This window comes from Microvirga sp. CF3016 (genome assembly GCF_036314085.1).
In the GTDB taxonomy this organism is placed as follows: domain Bacteria; phylum Pseudomonadota; class Alphaproteobacteria; order Rhizobiales; family Beijerinckiaceae; genus Microvirga.
This window is the reverse complement of the sequence record NZ_JAYGGM010000003.1, coordinates 225275-240600: the sequence shown is the minus strand read 5'-3', so window position 1 is coordinate 240600 and position 15326 is coordinate 225275. Positions and strand designations below refer to the sequence as shown.

Sequence of the window (15326 nt, the reverse complement as noted above, 5' to 3'; positions counted from 1 at the left end):
CCTGCACTCAGGTCGCGTCGAACTCGAAGGGCGAGACGCCGCGCTTCATCTCGTCGACGATCAGGGCGTGCATCAGAGGAGGGGCGGCCCGCTGCGGGCAGGCGGCGCGCTCGCACAGGCGGCAATTGATGCCGATGGGCGTCGCGTCCGACGACGCTAGGTCGAGACCGCGGGCATAGACGAGGCGGTGGGCATATTTCAGCTCGCAGCCGAGGCCCACCACGAATTGCGGGTCGGGCGCTCCCCAGGGGTTGAAGGCACGCTTGACCGTGCGGGCGATGGAGAACCATCGCGAGGAATCCGGCAGCTCGATCACCTGCGTCGCCACCTGGCCCGGATTCCGGAAGGTGGAGTGCAGGTTCCAGAGCGGGCAGGTGCCGCCGAACTGAGAGAACGGGAAGCGGCCGGAGGAGAAGCGCTTCGAGACGTTGCCGGCCGAATCCACCCGCACCAGGAAGAAGGGAATGCCCCGGGCGCCGGGCCGGGCGAGGGTCGTGAGCCGATGCGCCACCTGCTCGAAGCTCGCGCCGAAGCGGGCGCCGAGCACCTCCACATCGTAGCCGAGCGCTTCCGCCGCCGCATGGAACCGGCCGTAGGGCATCATGAGGGCGCCGGCGAAGTAATTGCCGAAGGAGACGCGCAGCAGCCGCCTGGCCGGTCCGTCCGTGGGCTCGAGGCGGGCGGCAAGGGCGTCGATGGTCTCGCGCATCTCGGCGAAGGCCAATTGGTAGGCGGCCTGGAAGGTCCTGCCGGACGGATCCACCAGCTCGGAGATCAGGAGCTGGCGCCGGTGATGGTCGTAGCGGCGGAGTGCATCCGGCATCACATCGATGGGCATGACGCGCACGCGGATGCCGTGCTTGACGTGCAGGCGCTCGGCGATGGCGAAGAAGGGCTCGTGGCCCGAGACGGCGAGATCGGATGCCAAGGCCTCGGCGGCCTCGTCCAGCTCCGGAAAGTGGTTCTTGGCCTCGTGGATCAGCTCCCGGACCCGGTCGACCGGATTGACCTGGGGGGCGTCCTCCGCCCGATCCCGGTCGCTGAGGCTCGGCGTCACCGCCTCGCGGGCACCGCGCATGGCCTGATAGGCCCGGTAGAGGCGGTTGATGGCGTCGACCAGGGAGGGGGCGCTCTCCACGGTCTCGCGCAGCTCCAGCCGGGCCACCGGCGTCGAGCGGAAGAGCGGATCGGCGAAGACCTCCTCCAGCTCCGACACGGTGCGCTCATGGTCGTCGTTGGCGAATTCGCGCGGATCGAGGGAATAGGCATGGGCGAGGCGGATCAGCACCTGGGCGGTGATCGGGCGCTGGTTGCGCTCCATCAGGTTCAGGTAGCTCGGGGACAGCCCGAGCTCCTCGGCCATGCGGGACTGGCTCATGTTGAGCTCGCGCCGCAGCCGCTTGAGGCGCGGTCCCACGAAAAGCTTTCTGCTCTCATCCATGTTGTAAATCTTTTTACAAGTTTACACAGCGCGTGTTGTCAAAGCTTTACAGGGTCACTTTTCTTCAGAAATCCAACGTTGAAACAAAGGCTTCTTCGAGGGTTAATGAGAACAAGACGTCCTGCTGCTCTGCGATAATTCTGGCTCGGAAGCAGGTTTTGTCAAGAAATGTAAAAGAAGGATACGACATGACCACCGAGACGATCCCGGCCTCGACCGCCAGCCTGATCCCCACGGCTCCCGAGGGCCGCTTCGATGGCATCCGCCGTCCCTATTCGGCTGAAGACGTCAATCGTCTGCGGGGTTCGGTGCAGATCCAGCACACGCTGGCCGAACGCGGTGCCCAGCGCCTGTGGCAGCTCCTGCACGAACGCCCCTACGTTCATTCCCTCGGTGCCATGACGGGCAACCAGGCCATGCAGATGGCACGGGCGGGCCTGGAGGCGATCTATCTCTCCGGCTGGCAAGTGGCGGCGGATTCGAACGTGGCGGGCGCCATGTATCCCGACCAGTCGCTCTATCCGGCCAATTCCGGCCCGGAACTGTGCCGGCGCATCAACCGCACCTTCCAGCGCGCCGATCAGATCGAGCACGCGGAAGGCGGCGCCAAGCGCGACTGGTTCCTGCCCATCGTGGCGGACGCAGAGGCAGGCTTCGGCGGGCCGCTCAACACCTTCGAGATCATGAAGGCCTATATCGAGGCGGGTGCCGCGGGCGTTCACTTCGAGGACCAGCTGGCGTCCGAGAAGAAGTGCGGGCATCTGGGCGGCAAGGTGCTGATCCCGACCTCGGCACACGAGCGCAACCTGATCGCAGCCCGGCTCGCCGCCGACGTGATGAGCACCTCGACGCTGATCATGGCGCGCACCGATGCGGAATCGGCCAGGCTCATCACCTCCGACGTGGACGAGCGCGACCGGCCGTTCATCGAGCCCGACAGCCGCACGCCGGAAGGCTTCTACCGCCTGAAGGACGGCACCGGCCTCGACCATTGCATCGCCCGGGGCCTCGCTTACGCGGAACTCGCCGATCTCCTGTGGTGGGAGACCTCGCATCCGGATCTCGACGATGCACGCAAGTTCGCGGAAGCCGTTCACAAGCGCTATCCGGGCAAGCTGCTCGCCTATAACTGCTCGCCCTCGTTCAACTGGAAGAAAAAGCTGGACGATGCCACCATCGCGAAGTTCCAGCGCGAGCTCGGCGCCATGGGCTACAAGTTCCAGTTCGTGACGCTGGCCGGCTTCCACCAGCTCAATTACGGCATGTTCGAGCTGGCGAGCGGCTACCGCGACCGGGGCATGGGTGCCTATTCCGAGCTCCAGGTCCGCGAATTCGCCGCCGAGACAGACGGCTACACGGCCACACGGCACCAGCGCGAGGTCGGCACCGGCTATTTCGACCAGGTCTCGGTGGTCATCACGGGCGGCAAGTCCTCCACCACGGCGATGGCGGAATCGACCGAAACCGCCCAGTTCCAGAATCCGGCCAAGCTCCAGGCAGCCGAGTGAGCGTCCACAACCCTCGAACCCAATCCTCAAACCTTTGTCACCAATGGAGATCGATCATGATGAAGTCCCGTTTCTGGGTGGTCGGCGGCGAGTACACCTCCTGCGACTGCGAAACCATCGTCCAGGGCACCGAGCGGGTGGTCGGCCCCTTCGAGAGCCGCATGGAGGCCGAGCGCACCTGGCGTAGCCTTTCCGAGGATCACCGTCCCCAGGCGCAGGTGCGATTCACCATCGCCCAGGAGCCTCCGACGACCCTGAGCGCCTGAAGAGGCCCCCGACAGCGCTTGACGGTCGCCCCGCCGGAGGACGCAGGTTCCTTCGGCGGGATCTTTTGCCGTCACACGAAGTTTTTAACTTTCTGTACAATTCTTGGCGAGCCTCCCCCCTGCCTAAACGGCCCGACTGTCCTAGAAAGAGCAGGGCATTGTTTCTCTAGGGGGTTTGCATGAAGACCGTCCTCAAGTCGCTGACACTGGCTGCCGCCCTGGCCTTCGCGGCGGCGGGCGCCGCCAGGGCCGACGTGGTCGTCTCGTCGAAGATCGACACGGAAGGCTCGGTGCTGGGCAACATCATCCTGCTGACGCTCAATGCCAACGGCATCGCGACCCAGGACCGCATCCAGCTCGGAGCAACGCCGGTGGTGCGCAAGGCCATCACGGCAGGCGAGATCGACATCTATCCGGAATATACCGGTAATGCGGGCTTCTTCTTCAACAAAGCGGACGATCCGCTCTGGAAGGATGCGGCCAAGGGCTTCGAGATGGCCAAGAAGCTCGATTACGACGCCAACAAGATCGTCTGGCTCGATCCCTCGCCGGCGAACAACACCTGGGCCATCGCGCTGCGCAAGGATGTGGCCGATGCCAACAAGCTGAAGACGCTGGCCGATTTCGGCCAATGGGTGACGAAGGGCGGCAAGGTCGTGCTGGCGGCCTCCGCCGAGTTCGTGAACTCGGAGGCCGCCCTGCCGGCCTTTCAGAAGACCTATGACTTCAAGATGAAGCCGGACCAGCTCATCGTGCTCTCCGGCGGCGACACGGCGGCCACCATCAAGGCGGCGGCCGAGCAGACCAGCGGGGCCAATGCCGCCATGGTCTACGGCACCGATGGCGGCATCGCCCCGTCGGGCCTCGTGGTGATGGAGGACAACAAGAACGTGCAGCCCGTCTATGCGCCGGCGCCCATCATCCGCGAATCCGTCCTGAAGGAGAACCCGAAGATTGCCGAGATCCTGAAGCCCGTCTTCGCCTCCCTGGACCTCGCCACGCTCCAGGGGCTGAACGCCCGCGTCCAGGTGGGCGGCGAGCCGGCGAAGGCGGTGGCCACGGACTATTTGAAGTCCAAGGGATTCTTGAAATGATCTGAGGCTCTGATCTCAGAGGACGAAGGCGTTTCCAGTGCATACTGGATGCTTCTTCGAGACGCCGCTACGTTGCTTCTAGGACTCTGGCTCGCAAGTGAGACCGTCCCGTCATGGCCGGCCTTGTGCCGGCCATCCCGATGATGTGGAGCGCCGCGCTTTTCCAATCGGGGTCACCGGCACAAGGCCCGTGATGACGAGGCAGGACGAGGGAGAAATTGATGAGCCGCACTCTCATGACACCGGTGATGCGATAAGGGCCGGAAGTTTTGTGAACACGATCTCCACCCGAATGACCGCGCCCGGCATGCCTTCGTTGCGTCCATCTCTGTCCCCGGATCGGCTGGGGAGCGTGATGGCGGTCCTGATCGGCGTCGCGCTCTTCGCCTCGCCCTTCGTCATCTACCGCGCCAACCGCATCGTGGCGGGCGACGGGCGGATGCTGGTCGATGCGCTGCCCCCTCCGGGCGCTTTCGGTGTCGCGGCCGTGGCGCTCGGCGTGGCGCTGTGCGGGGCGCTGATCCGGACACCGCTGATCCGCCTTGCGGCCGCGTCCGTCGGCCTGTGCGCGATCTTTCCCGCGGTCGGGTGGTCGGCCGGGTTCGTCACGCCGGCCGGCAACACCTTCGCGCGCGTCTCGCCGTCGCTGGGTTTCTGGCTGCTGGCCCTGTCCTTCGCGCTGATCGCCGCCGATGCGCTGACGCGCCTGCGCCTGGGGCCCTGGGCGAGGCTCGCCGCCCTGGCGGCGGCCATCGGAGCGATCGCCCTTCTGCTTCTGTCGGGCGCCTGGACCGATCTCTCCCTGCTCAAGGAATACGCGAACCGGCAGGACACCTTCTGGCGCGAGGCGCGCCAGCATCTGTGGCTCGCCTTCGGTTCGATGGTGGCCGCCTGCCTGGTCGGGCTTCCGCTCGGCGTTCTCGCCCACCGCGTGCGGGCCGTGCGGACGGCGATCCTCCAGGTGCTCAGCATCGTCCAGACGATTCCCAGCATCGCGCTCTTCGGCATCCTGATCGCGCCACTCGGCTTCTTGGCCGCCCATGTGCCTCTCCTCGCGGCTTTGGGCATTCGCGGCATCGGAGCCGCTCCGGCCTTCATCGCGCTGTTCCTCTATTCCCTGCTGCCCGTGGTCGCCAACACGGTCACCGGGCTGAGCCAGGTGCCCGCCGCCGTGACCGACGCGGCGCGCGGCATGGGATTGTCCGCGCGTCAGCGCCTGTGGCAGGTCGAGCTGCCCCTGGCGCTTCCCGTCATCCTGGCTGGCATCCGCATCGTGCTGGTGCAGAACCTGGGACTGGCCACGGTGGCGGCGCTGATCGGGGGAGGCGGCTTCGGCACCTTCGTTTTCCAGGGCATCGGCCAGACGGCGATCGACCTCGTGCTCCTGGGCGCCATCCCCACGGTCGCCCTGTCTTTCGCGGCTGCGATCGTCCTCGATGCGATCATCGATCTGACCAGGCGGGGCTCCTCATGATCGAGATCGAGCGCCTCACCAAGCGCTATGGCGCGACCACCGTCGTCGACGACGTGTCCCTGCGGGTCGAGGACGGGGCGATCGCCGTCGTCGTGGGCACGTCGGGGGCCGGCAAGTCGACCCTGCTGCGCATGATCAACCGTCTCGTGGAGCCGAGCGCGGGCCGCGTGCTCATCGACGGCGAGGACACCATGGCGATCCCGGAGGATCAGCTGCGGCACCGGATCGGCTATGTCATCCAGGGCTACGGGCTGTTCCCCCACCGGACCGTCGCCGAGAACATCGCTACGGTGCCCCGCCTTCTCGGCTGGGACAAGAGGCGCATCGCCGCCCGCGTCGAGGAATTGCTCGACCTGTTCCAGCTCGATCCGGCGGAATTCGCCGGGAAATTTCCGCACGAGTTGTCCGGCGGGCAGCAGCAGCGCGTGGGCGTCGCGCGGGCGCTGGCGGCAAAGCCCGCGCTTCTTCTGATGGACGAACCCTTCGGGGCGCTCGATCCGGTCATCCGCAGCAAGGCGCAGGTCGATCTCCTCGCGATCCAGCGCCGTCTCGGCACCACCATCGTTCTCGTCACGCACGACATGAACGAGGCCTTCCAATTGGGCGACAAGATCGCCGTGATGGATCAGGCGCGGCTGCTGCAATACGACACGCCTGCGCAACTGCTGACGCATCCGGCGGAAGCCTTCGTCGAGCAGCTCGTGGGAACGGCGGAGCGGCCTTTCCGCCTCCTGTCCCTGCTGCACGTGCAGGCGGCGCTCGAGGCCGGCGACGCCGAGGGCGAGCCCATCCGCATCACCGATTCCCTGCGGGATGCTCTCTCGCGGCTGATTTGGGTGGGACGGGAAGCCTTGCCCGTGGTGGATGCATCCGGCGCCCTCGTCGGACGCGTCAGCGTGCAGGGCATCCTGGCTCATGGACGGTCCGCGGCATGAGCCGGCGGTCGTTCATCCTGCGTGCTGCGGCGCTGTTCCTGCTGGTGCTCTTCATCGCCGCGCCGCAGCTCTTCGCCTTCGCGTTCAAGCCCCTGACCATCAACGACGCGCCGGCGATCTACAATCAGGGCAGCCTCCTCGCCCTGACCCTGTCGCATCTGCGCATCGTGTTTCTGGCGACGCTTGCCAGCACGGTCCTGGCCGTGGGGCTCGGGATCTTCGTCACGCGGCCGTCGGGGAGCGAGTTCCTGCCGCTGTCGCGCAGCCTCGTGAATATCGGCCAGACCTTTCCGCCCATCGCCGTTCTGGCGATTGCGGTGCCGCTCGTCGGCTTCGGCGAGAAGCCGACCTTCATCGCGCTCTTCCTCTACGGCCTTCTGCCGATCTTCGAGAACACGCTCACCGGCCTGATGGAAGTCTCGCCGCAGACGCTGGAGGCGGCCAAGGGCATGGGCATGAATCCGCGCCAGCGCCTGCTGCAGGTGGAGCTGCCGCTCGCTTTCCCGGTGATTCTGGCCGGCATCCGCCTGTCGGTGATCATCAGTCTCGGCACCGCGACCATTGGTTCGACGGTGGCGGCCAAGGGATTGGGCGAGGTCATCATCGCGGGCCTTCAATCCAACAACGTCGCCTTCGTGCTGCAGGGCGGGTTGGTGGTTGCGCTGCTCGCCGTCCTGATCCACGACGGATTGGGACTGGCCGAACGGATGGCCGCCAGACGGCTGGGCCGCCCCCTGGACGAGATCTCATGACACTGCTCGAACGACTGAAAATCGAAACCCGCGAAGCGCATGACCGGATCGAGGCCGCCATCGATCTCGACCGCCGGATCGCATCGCGCGAGGCCTACAGGGACCTGCTGATCCGCTTCTATGGGTTCCACAGGGCCTGGGAGGGCGAGGCTGCCGATCAGGCTCCCGACCGGGCCTTCTTTCGGAGCCGCTGCAAGACGCAGCTTCTCGCCAAGGACCTCGAGGCGCTAGGACTAAAATCTGAAGACATCATTCGTTTGCCACAATGCCGGCCTCTCATGCCCCTGCCGGTCCCGGAGGCCGTGCTGGGAAGCATGTATGTGGTCGAGGGCTCGACGCTCGGCGGCGCCATGATCGCGTGCGAGGTGGAGAACCGGCTGGGATTCACTGCGGAAACGGGTTGCGCCTATTTCCGCAGCTATGGACGCAATGTCGCTGCCATGTGGAAGTCGTTCGGCGCGGTGCTCCTGGAGGCCTCGTCGCCGGAGGCCGACGATCTCATCGTCGGGGCCGCGCAGGAAACCTTCACCATCATGCATGACTGGCTGTGCGAGACCCCATGACCCTGCAACCGCCGCAAGACATCGATCTGACCGCCTGCGAGCGGGAGCCGATCCACATTCCCGGCAGCATCCAGCCGCACGGACTTCTTCTCGCGGTCAGGATGTCCGACAGGACGGTCGCCTATGCCAGCGCCAACGTGGCCGAGATCTTCGGCCTCGATCCGACGGACGTTCTCGGACGGCCCTTCGCGCAGGTGCTGCCGGCCCTCAGCAGAGAATTCGCCCCGCAGCTCGACGATCCTCCATCGGCGGGGAGCACCCGTTTCGTCCGGACCATCCAGGTCCAGACCGCCCAGGAGGAAAAGTACTTCGAGACGGCGATCTCCCGTTCGGGCAACTGCGCGATTCTCGAATTGGAGGAGCCGCCCTCCGGTGCCGTCTCCGGCATCGATGCGCTCTATCCCACCTTGCGCCGGTTCGTGGAGCAATTGCAGGGGGCCTCGACGGTTGAAATCCTCTGCAACCTGGCCGCACACGACATCCGCCGCATGACTGGCTTCGACCGGGTCCTGATCTATCGGTTCGACGCGCAGTGGAACGGCACCGTCATCGCCGAAAACCGCAACGAGGTGCTGCCCTCCTATCTCGACCTGCGCTTTCCCGCCTCCGACATCCCGGCCCAGGCGCGGGAACTCTACCGGCGCAACCGCCTGCGCATCATTCCCGATGCCAACTACACCCCGGTTCCCATCCAATCGCGCGATCCCGCACCGCTGGATCTGAGCGACTCGGTGCTGCGCAGCGTATCGCCGGTGCATCTCGAATACATGCGTAACATGGGGACGCTCGCGTCCATGTCGATCTCGATCCTGCGCGACGGCAAGCTGTGGGGCCTGATCTCCTGCCACAACAAGGAACCGAAGCGCGTTTCGCTCCAGGTGCGCAATGCCTGCGATTTCCTCACGCAGATCTTCGCGCTGCAGCTTGAGGCGCGGGAGAACACGACGCTCGCCGAGAATCGGGTGCGCCTCGGGGCCGTGCAGTCGAGGCTGCTCGCCCACATGGCGGCCGAGGAGCACTTCATCGCGGGCCTCGTGAACCACCAGGATGATCTGATGATGCTGGCCGGCGCGCAGGGCGCTGCCGTCGTGACGCAGGATCATTGCTGGTGCCTGGGCCGAACCCCCGACCAGGATCAGGTCAGGGCCCTGTTCGACTGGCTGTCGAAGCACCATCAGGAGGACGTCTTCGCCACCGACGCCCTGTCCGGGATCTACCCGCCGGCGCAAGCTTTCGCCGATCGGGCAAGCGGCCTTCTCTCCATTTCGATCTCGAAGGTGCATTCGAGCTACGTCCTCTGGTTCCGGCCCGAGGTCGTGCAGACCGTCAAATGGGGCGGCAATCCGCAGAAGCCCGTCCAGGAGGAGGCGGGCTCCTTGAGGCTTCACCCCCGGCGTTCCTTCGAGATCTGGAAGGAGACGGTGCGCAACCGCTCCCTGGCCTGGGACCGAAGCGAAATCGAGGCCGTCAAGGAGCTGCGCAACGCCATCGTGGGCATCGTGCTGCGCCGGGCCGAGGAAATGGCCTCGCTCTCGGAGGAGCTGCGCCGCAGCAACAAGGAGCTGGAGGCCTTTTCCTACTCGGTTTCCCATGACCTGCGCGCGCCGTTCCGGCACATCGTCGGCTATTCCGAGCTCCTGAAGAAGCAGGAATGGAGCGAATTGTCCGAGAAGGGCAAGCGCTACATCGACACGATCATCGATTCCGCCTACACGGCCGGAACCCTCGTCGACAACCTGCTGCGCTTCTCTCAGATGGGCCGCACGGCCCTGAAGCCCCGGCCGGTGGACGTCGAAGCCCTGGTCGACGAGATCCGGCAGAAGCTTTCCGCGGAGCATGGCAATCGCCGGATCGAATGGGTCGTCGGGGATCTGCCTCGCGTGAATGCGGATCCGATGCTGATTCGGCTGGTATTTGAAAATCTGCTCGACAATGCGGTAAAGTACACCCGCACCCGGGAGAAAGCGCGCATCGAGATCGGCTCCAGCCGCAAGGATGGGGAAACGATCTATTTCGTGCGCGACAACGGCGTCGGGTTCGATATGAGGTACATCAGCAAGCTGTTCGGCGTTTTCCAGCGCCTGCACCGGATGGAAGAATTCGAGGGAACCGGGATCGGGCTGGCCAATGTCCGCCGCATCGTCGAAAGACACGGAGGCCGGGCCTGGGCCGAGGGAGCGCTCGACAAGGGGGCGACCTTCTCCATCGCCCTGCCGGATCAGAATGAAGGAGCCGCGTGAATGGCGGAATTGAAACCGATCCTGCTGGTTGAGGACAACCCGAAGGATCTCGAACTGACGCTGGCGGCCCTGGAGCAGAGCCAGCTCGCCAACGAGGTCGTGGTGGTGCGCGACGGCGAGGAGGCGCTCGATTTCCTCTATCGTCGCGGCGCTCACGAGAGTCGCAACACCAGCGACCCGGCTGTCGTCCTGCTCGATCTCAAGCTGCCGAAGGTCGACGGGCTCGAGGTGCTGGAGAAGGTCAAGGCCGATCCAAGCTTGCGGCATACTCCGGTCGTCATGCTCACCTCCTCGCGGGAGGAGAGCGATCTGGTGCGCAGCTACGAGCTCGGGGTGAACGCCTTCGTGGTGAAGCCGGTGGGCTTTCGCGAATTCTTCGACGCGATCCAGGATCTCGGCGTGTTCTGGGCCATCCTCAATGAACCGCCGCCGCGGCGCAACGGCCAGTAAGGGCATCGATGGATCGAGCCTCCGCCACCCCCTCAGATCGGATGCTGCGCATCCTCCTCCTGGAGGACAGCGCCCTCGATGCTGAATTGGTGACGGAGGCTTTGATCGATGCCGGCCTCCTTGCATCGATCAAGCGGGTGGTCTCCGCCGACGATTTTACCGGGGCGGTTCGGGACGAGAGCTGGGATCTCATTCTCGCCGATTACCTTCTGCCCGGCTTCAACGGCCTGAACGCCCTTGAGATCGCTCTCGAGATCGCCCGCGCCACACCCTTCGTGTTCGTGTCCGGTGTCCTGGGAGAGGAGGTCGCCGTCGAGGCCCTGAAGCGCGGAGCGACGGATTACGTGCTCAAGGACAATCTCGACCGCCTGCCCGCGACGGTGCTGCGCGCCCTCGCCGAAGCCCGGGCACAGGGGGAGAAAAAGAGCGCGCAGGATGCCCTGCAGCGGATGCTCGACGAGCGCACGGCGCTTCTGCACGAACTCGATCATCGGGTGAAGAACAATCTCCAGCTCCTGCTCTCCCTGATGAGCATCGAGTTCAGACAGGCCGAGGAAGGACCTGTGCGTCAAGCGCTCGGGCGCATGAAGGAGCGCATGCAGGCGCTGGCCGCCGCCCATCGCGATCTCTATGACGGGCAGGGGGCGACGCGGTTCGACGCCTCGAGCTTCGCCAAGGGATTGTGCCAGGAGCTGACCTCGTCTCTTCCGGACGTGCGGATCACGCCGGAATTCGAGGTCGAGAACGTTGAGGTCGAGGCCGCGAAGGCGGCCCCCATGGCGCTCCTGTTCAACGAGATCGTCGTCAACGCCCTCACGCACGCCTATAGAGAGCGCCATGGAAAGCTGAAGCTCCTGCTTCATGTCCGGAATGGGACCCTGCTTTTCCAGCTGTCGGACGATGCTTTCAGCCTCGAGGAGAAGGAGGCCGCGCAGACGGGCGCCTCCGGCACCATCCTGAAGGCCCTGGCGCGCCAGCTCGATGCGCATGTGGAATGGCCGCGCGAGGACCCGGCCACCCTCGTGCGTATCCTGATGCCGGTTCGGGACAGCTAGCATGAAGGGGCGAAGCGGCGACGCGGAACGCAGGGCCGGACAACCGAGCAGGGATGTGCCTGAAGGCGCTCGCACTTCGTTGCGGCAGGTGCTGTGGGGGCTCGTCTTCGTCCTTGCTCTGCCGACCATTCTGGTGGCAGCAGCCGGGCTCTATTCGGGCTATCGGGCCGAGCAGCAGGCGATCGACCTGCGCATGCAGGAAACGGTTCGCGCCCTGAGCCTCTTGCTCGACCGCGAGATCGAGAAGTCGGTGGTGGCGGTGCAGGTCCTGGCCCAGTCGACCAGCCTTGCCAGGGGGAATCTCGAAGAATTCTATCGCCGCGCGAAGAATACGGGTCTCGCGGAGCCCTCCTGGATCGCCCTCTTCGAACCCGGCGGCCGCGCGCTCTTCAACACCCGCGTGCCGTACGGCGTGACTCTGCCGAACAGCAACCGTCCGGATGTGCTTCGGCGCGTTCAGGAAACCCGCAGGCCCCAAGTATCCGACCTCTATGTGGGATCGTTGACGGGGCAGCGCCTGATCACCATCGATGCGCCCGTCATTCTCGACGAGCAGGTCGCCTATATCCTGTCCCTGGCCATCACGCCGGACGTCTTCCAGGCCATCATCCGCGATCAGCGGATCGACGATCGGTGGAATGCCGCGGTGCTCGACCGCAGCAGGACCATCGTGGCCCGCTCCCGCGCGCCGGAGCGTTTCGTCGGCCAATCCGCCAGCTCCAACGTCCAGGACGCCCTCGCGGCCTCGCGGGAAGGACGCCTCCAGAGCGTGACGCTGGACGGCATTGCGGTGCGCACCTATTTCAGCCAGTCGCCGTCCTACGGCTGGTCCTTCGTGCTCAGCATCCCGGAAGCGGAGCTGGCCAAATCGGCGCAGCGCTCCCTCTTCTGGCTCACGATCCTCGGGGCCGTCATCCTTGGCGGCATTCTCCTGGCAATCCTGCTCTCCCGATCCATCGCCAAACCGGTCGACCAGCTCGTGACCGCCGCCCAGACCCTCGGCCGCGGGGGCGAGATCACCGATCCGGCCACCACGCGCGTCCTGGAATTCGACATGATCAAGAAGGCGCTTGGCGAGGCTGCGGCGGGCATCCGCAAGCACGAACGGGAGCGGGAAGAGGTTCTGGCCCGCATGGCCGAGAGCGAGGCACGTCTGCGCCTGGCGCTCAATGCGGGAGATCTCGGCTCCTGGGAGTACACGCCGTCCACGGGCGCCTTCACCACATCGGCCGATTGCCGGGCCAATTTCGGCCGCGGGCCCGACGAGCCCTTCTCCTATGCCGATCTGGTCGCGTCGATCCATCCCGACGACCGCGCCATGCAGGCGGAAGCCGTCGCACAGGCTCTTGCGACCCGCTCGGATCTGCACGTGGAATATCGGGCCATCTGGCCCGACGGCAGCGAGCACTGGATTCGGGTGAGCGGCCGCATGAGATGCGGACCCGACGGACAGATCTCCATGGTCGGCGTATCTCAGGATATCACCGAACGCCGCCTTGCCGAGGAGCGTCAGGCACTTCTGCTCCACGAGCTCAATCACCGGGTCAAGAACACGCTGGCGACGGTTCAATCCGTAGCCTCCCTGACCAGGCGCTCCGCAGAGAGCAACGATCCGGCGGCCTGGAATGCCTTCATGGATCGCCTGCATGGCATGGCCAAGACCCATGACCTTCTCACGGCCACGCAATGGCAGGGCGCGCTTCTGGAAGACGTGCTGAAGAACGAACTGGATCCCTACCAGGATGCCATGCTGCAACGCATCCGCCTGCGCGGCCCGAAGATCAACCTGCAGCCGGGCGCCGTCCTCGCCCTGGGACTTGCCGTCCACGAACTGGCGACGAATGCCGTCAAGTACGGGTCCCTCTCGGTTCCGGAGGGCAAGGTGCACGTGATGTGGGCCCTCACGTCAGGGAGCGGCCAGCCCGCGCTGCTCGTGGAATGGGTCGAGAGCGGCGGCCCGCCTGTGAATAAGCCCGAGCGTCAGGGCTTCGGATCCAAGCTCATCCAGCGTGGCCTTGCGCAGCAGCTGGGAGGCGAGATCAAGCTCGATTTCGCCCCGGCGGGAATCCGCTGCGTGATCACCTTCCCGATTTCGACCATGGCGTCCGATCAGAACGATGCGGATGACGTCCGCGAGCGCTATGCGTCGTGAGGAACAAGACTGGATCCGGCTTGACATCACCTTGTCACCCGGATGCTAACCTGACATTCCGCGTTGGAATTGGTTCCCTATGACGACGATCAGAGACAAGCTCGAAACCATCCTGGCGCGCCTTGCCGGGCGTGCGGCCGACGAGCGGGTGTTCCTGCGCGTCTACGACGATGGAGCGCGCATCGCGGCCGATGCAGCCGATGCGCGCCGTCGCGCGGGTCTCTCGCTCGGCCCGCTCGACGGCGCCATCGTGTCGATCAAGGATCTCTTCGACGTGGCGGGCGAGACGACCCTTGCAGGCTCGATCGCCCTGCGCGATGCGCCGCCAGCCGACAGGGACGCGACGGTCGTTCGGCGCCTGCGACAGGCCGGCGCCGTCATCATCGGCCGGACCAACATGGTGGAGTTCGCCTTCTCGGGGATCGGCCTCAATCCGCATTACGGCACGCCTGGCAATGCCGCCGATCCCTCGCGGATTCCGGGCGGCTCGTCCTCGGGCGCCGGCGTCTCGGTGGCGGAGGGCACGAGCGAGATCGCCATCGGCACCGATACCGGCGGTTCTGTGCGTATTCCGGCGGCGCTCAACGGCGTCGTCGGGTTCAAGCCCACAGCGCATCGGGTGCCGCTGGAAGGCGCCGTCCCGCTCTCGCCCAGCCTCGATTCCGTCGGGCCGCTGGCCCGCTCCGTGCAGGACTGCGCCTTCGCCGATGCGATCATGGCGGGCGAGGAGCCGCGCGTGGTGAAACCTTTTCCCTTGGCAGGCTTGCGGATCGGGGTTCCGCGCGGACGCCTGTTTGCGCAGACCGAGCCGATGGTCGATGAGGCGTTCGAGGCGTCGTTGACGCTCCTGTCCCGGGCCGGTGCGAGAATCGTCGATCACGATATCGAGGATCTGCTCGACGCGATGGCGGACACGACGGTCACGGCCTCTATCGCGTCCATCGAGGCGGCCGAGGTCCACGCGGATTGGCTGGAGACGAAAGCCGCCGAGCTCGATCCGCGGGTGCGCTGGTGGATTGCCCGCAGCGGCACCGTGCCGGCGCCGATCTATATCCGCATGCTGCGCCGCAGGCGCGCGCTGATCGCCGCCATGGACGAGCGATTGTCTCCCGTCGATGTGCTGGTGCTGCCCGCTACCGCCATCTCGGCGCCGCTGATCGCGCCGCTCGAAGCCGACGACAAGCTCTACAACAAGCTCTACAACAAGATGGATTGGCTGATCCTGCGCAACACCATGTTCGGCAACCAGTTCGATCTCACCGGGATCTCCCTGCCGATCCCCGGAACCGAGCGACCGGTCGGTCTCATGCTGGTGGCGCGTCATGGCCACGACCGGCGGCTTCTGGAGATCGCCGCAAGCGTCGAGACGATGCTGGTGCAAGAACCATGAACGGCA

Annotated in this window: 13 protein-coding genes; 12 read left to right on the top strand and 1 reads right to left on the bottom strand. The window is 65.6% G+C overall.

Annotated elements, in window-relative coordinates; all coding sequences use genetic code 11:
• Positions 1-7: 7 nt before the first annotated feature.
• Positions 8-1441, bottom strand: coding sequence for a helix-turn-helix domain-containing protein (locus tag VB672_RS05655; RefSeq protein WP_329783200.1), 1434 nt, complete (start codon positions 1439-1441; stop codon positions 8-10).
• A gap of 188 nt (positions 1442-1629) precedes the next feature.
• Here VB672_RS05655 and aceA point away from each other — a divergent pair, with 188 nt between their 5' ends.
• From aceA to VB672_RS05595, 12 genes are all read left to right on the top strand, one after another.
• Entirely contained in the window at positions 1630-2949 is a 1320-nt protein-coding gene (gene aceA / locus VB672_RS05650) for an isocitrate lyase (RefSeq protein WP_329783199.1), read from the top strand.
• Between the two features lie 56 nt (positions 2950-3005).
• Entirely contained in the window at positions 3006-3215 is a 210-nt protein-coding gene (locus VB672_RS05645) for a DUF4170 domain-containing protein (protein ID WP_329783198.1), read from the top strand.
• 179 nt (positions 3216-3394) lie between these two features.
• Complete coding sequence (gene osmF, locus VB672_RS05640; protein ID WP_329783197.1) at positions 3395-4309, top strand: glycine betaine ABC transporter substrate-binding protein OsmF; 915 nt, start codon at positions 3395-3397, stop codon at positions 4307-4309.
• 292 nt (positions 4310-4601) lie between these two features.
• The gene (locus tag VB672_RS05635) at positions 4602-5783 is read left to right on the top strand and encodes an ABC transporter permease (RefSeq protein WP_329783342.1); all 1182 of its coding nucleotides are present in this window, start codon (positions 4602-4604) and stop codon (positions 5781-5783) included.
• Positions 5780-6718 carry an ABC transporter ATP-binding protein gene (locus tag VB672_RS05630; protein ID WP_329783196.1) on the top strand — a complete coding sequence of 313 codons (939 nt, stop codon included), beginning with the start codon at positions 5780-5782 and terminating at the stop codon, positions 6716-6718. The genes VB672_RS05635 and VB672_RS05630 overlap by 4 nt, the downstream gene beginning before the upstream one ends.
• Positions 6715-7470 (top strand): ABC transporter permease, encoded by a 756-nt coding sequence (locus tag VB672_RS05625; protein ID WP_329783195.1) that lies wholly within the window; start codon positions 6715-6717, stop codon positions 7468-7470. The genes VB672_RS05630 and VB672_RS05625 overlap by 4 nt, the downstream gene beginning before the upstream one ends.
• Positions 7467-8033, top strand: coding sequence for a biliverdin-producing heme oxygenase (locus tag VB672_RS05620; protein ID WP_329783194.1), 567 nt, complete (start codon positions 7467-7469; stop codon positions 8031-8033). Before VB672_RS05625 ends, VB672_RS05620 begins: the two co-directional genes overlap by 4 nt.
• Positions 8030-10273, top strand: a complete 2244-nt coding sequence (locus tag VB672_RS05615; RefSeq protein ID WP_329783193.1) for an ATP-binding protein — start codon at positions 8030-8032, stop codon at positions 10271-10273. Before VB672_RS05620 ends, VB672_RS05615 begins: the two co-directional genes overlap by 4 nt.
• Positions 10274-10723, top strand: coding sequence for a response regulator (locus tag VB672_RS05610; protein WP_329783192.1), 450 nt, complete (start codon positions 10274-10276; stop codon positions 10721-10723). It begins immediately after the preceding gene.
• Positions 10724-10764: 41 nt separating this feature from the next.
• On the top strand, positions 10765-11778 hold the full coding sequence (locus tag VB672_RS05605) for a sensor histidine kinase (protein ID WP_329783191.1): 1014 nt from the start codon (positions 10765-10767) through the stop codon (positions 11776-11778).
• A 1-nt stretch (position 11779) separates the two neighbouring features.
• Entirely contained in the window at positions 11780-13930 is a 2151-nt protein-coding gene (locus tag VB672_RS05600) for a sensor histidine kinase (protein ID WP_329783190.1), read from the top strand.
• Between the two features lie 79 nt (positions 13931-14009).
• Positions 14010-15320, top strand: a complete 1311-nt coding sequence (locus tag VB672_RS05595) for an amidase (protein ID WP_329783189.1) — start codon at positions 14010-14012, stop codon at positions 15318-15320.
• Positions 15321-15326 lie beyond the last annotated feature (6 nt).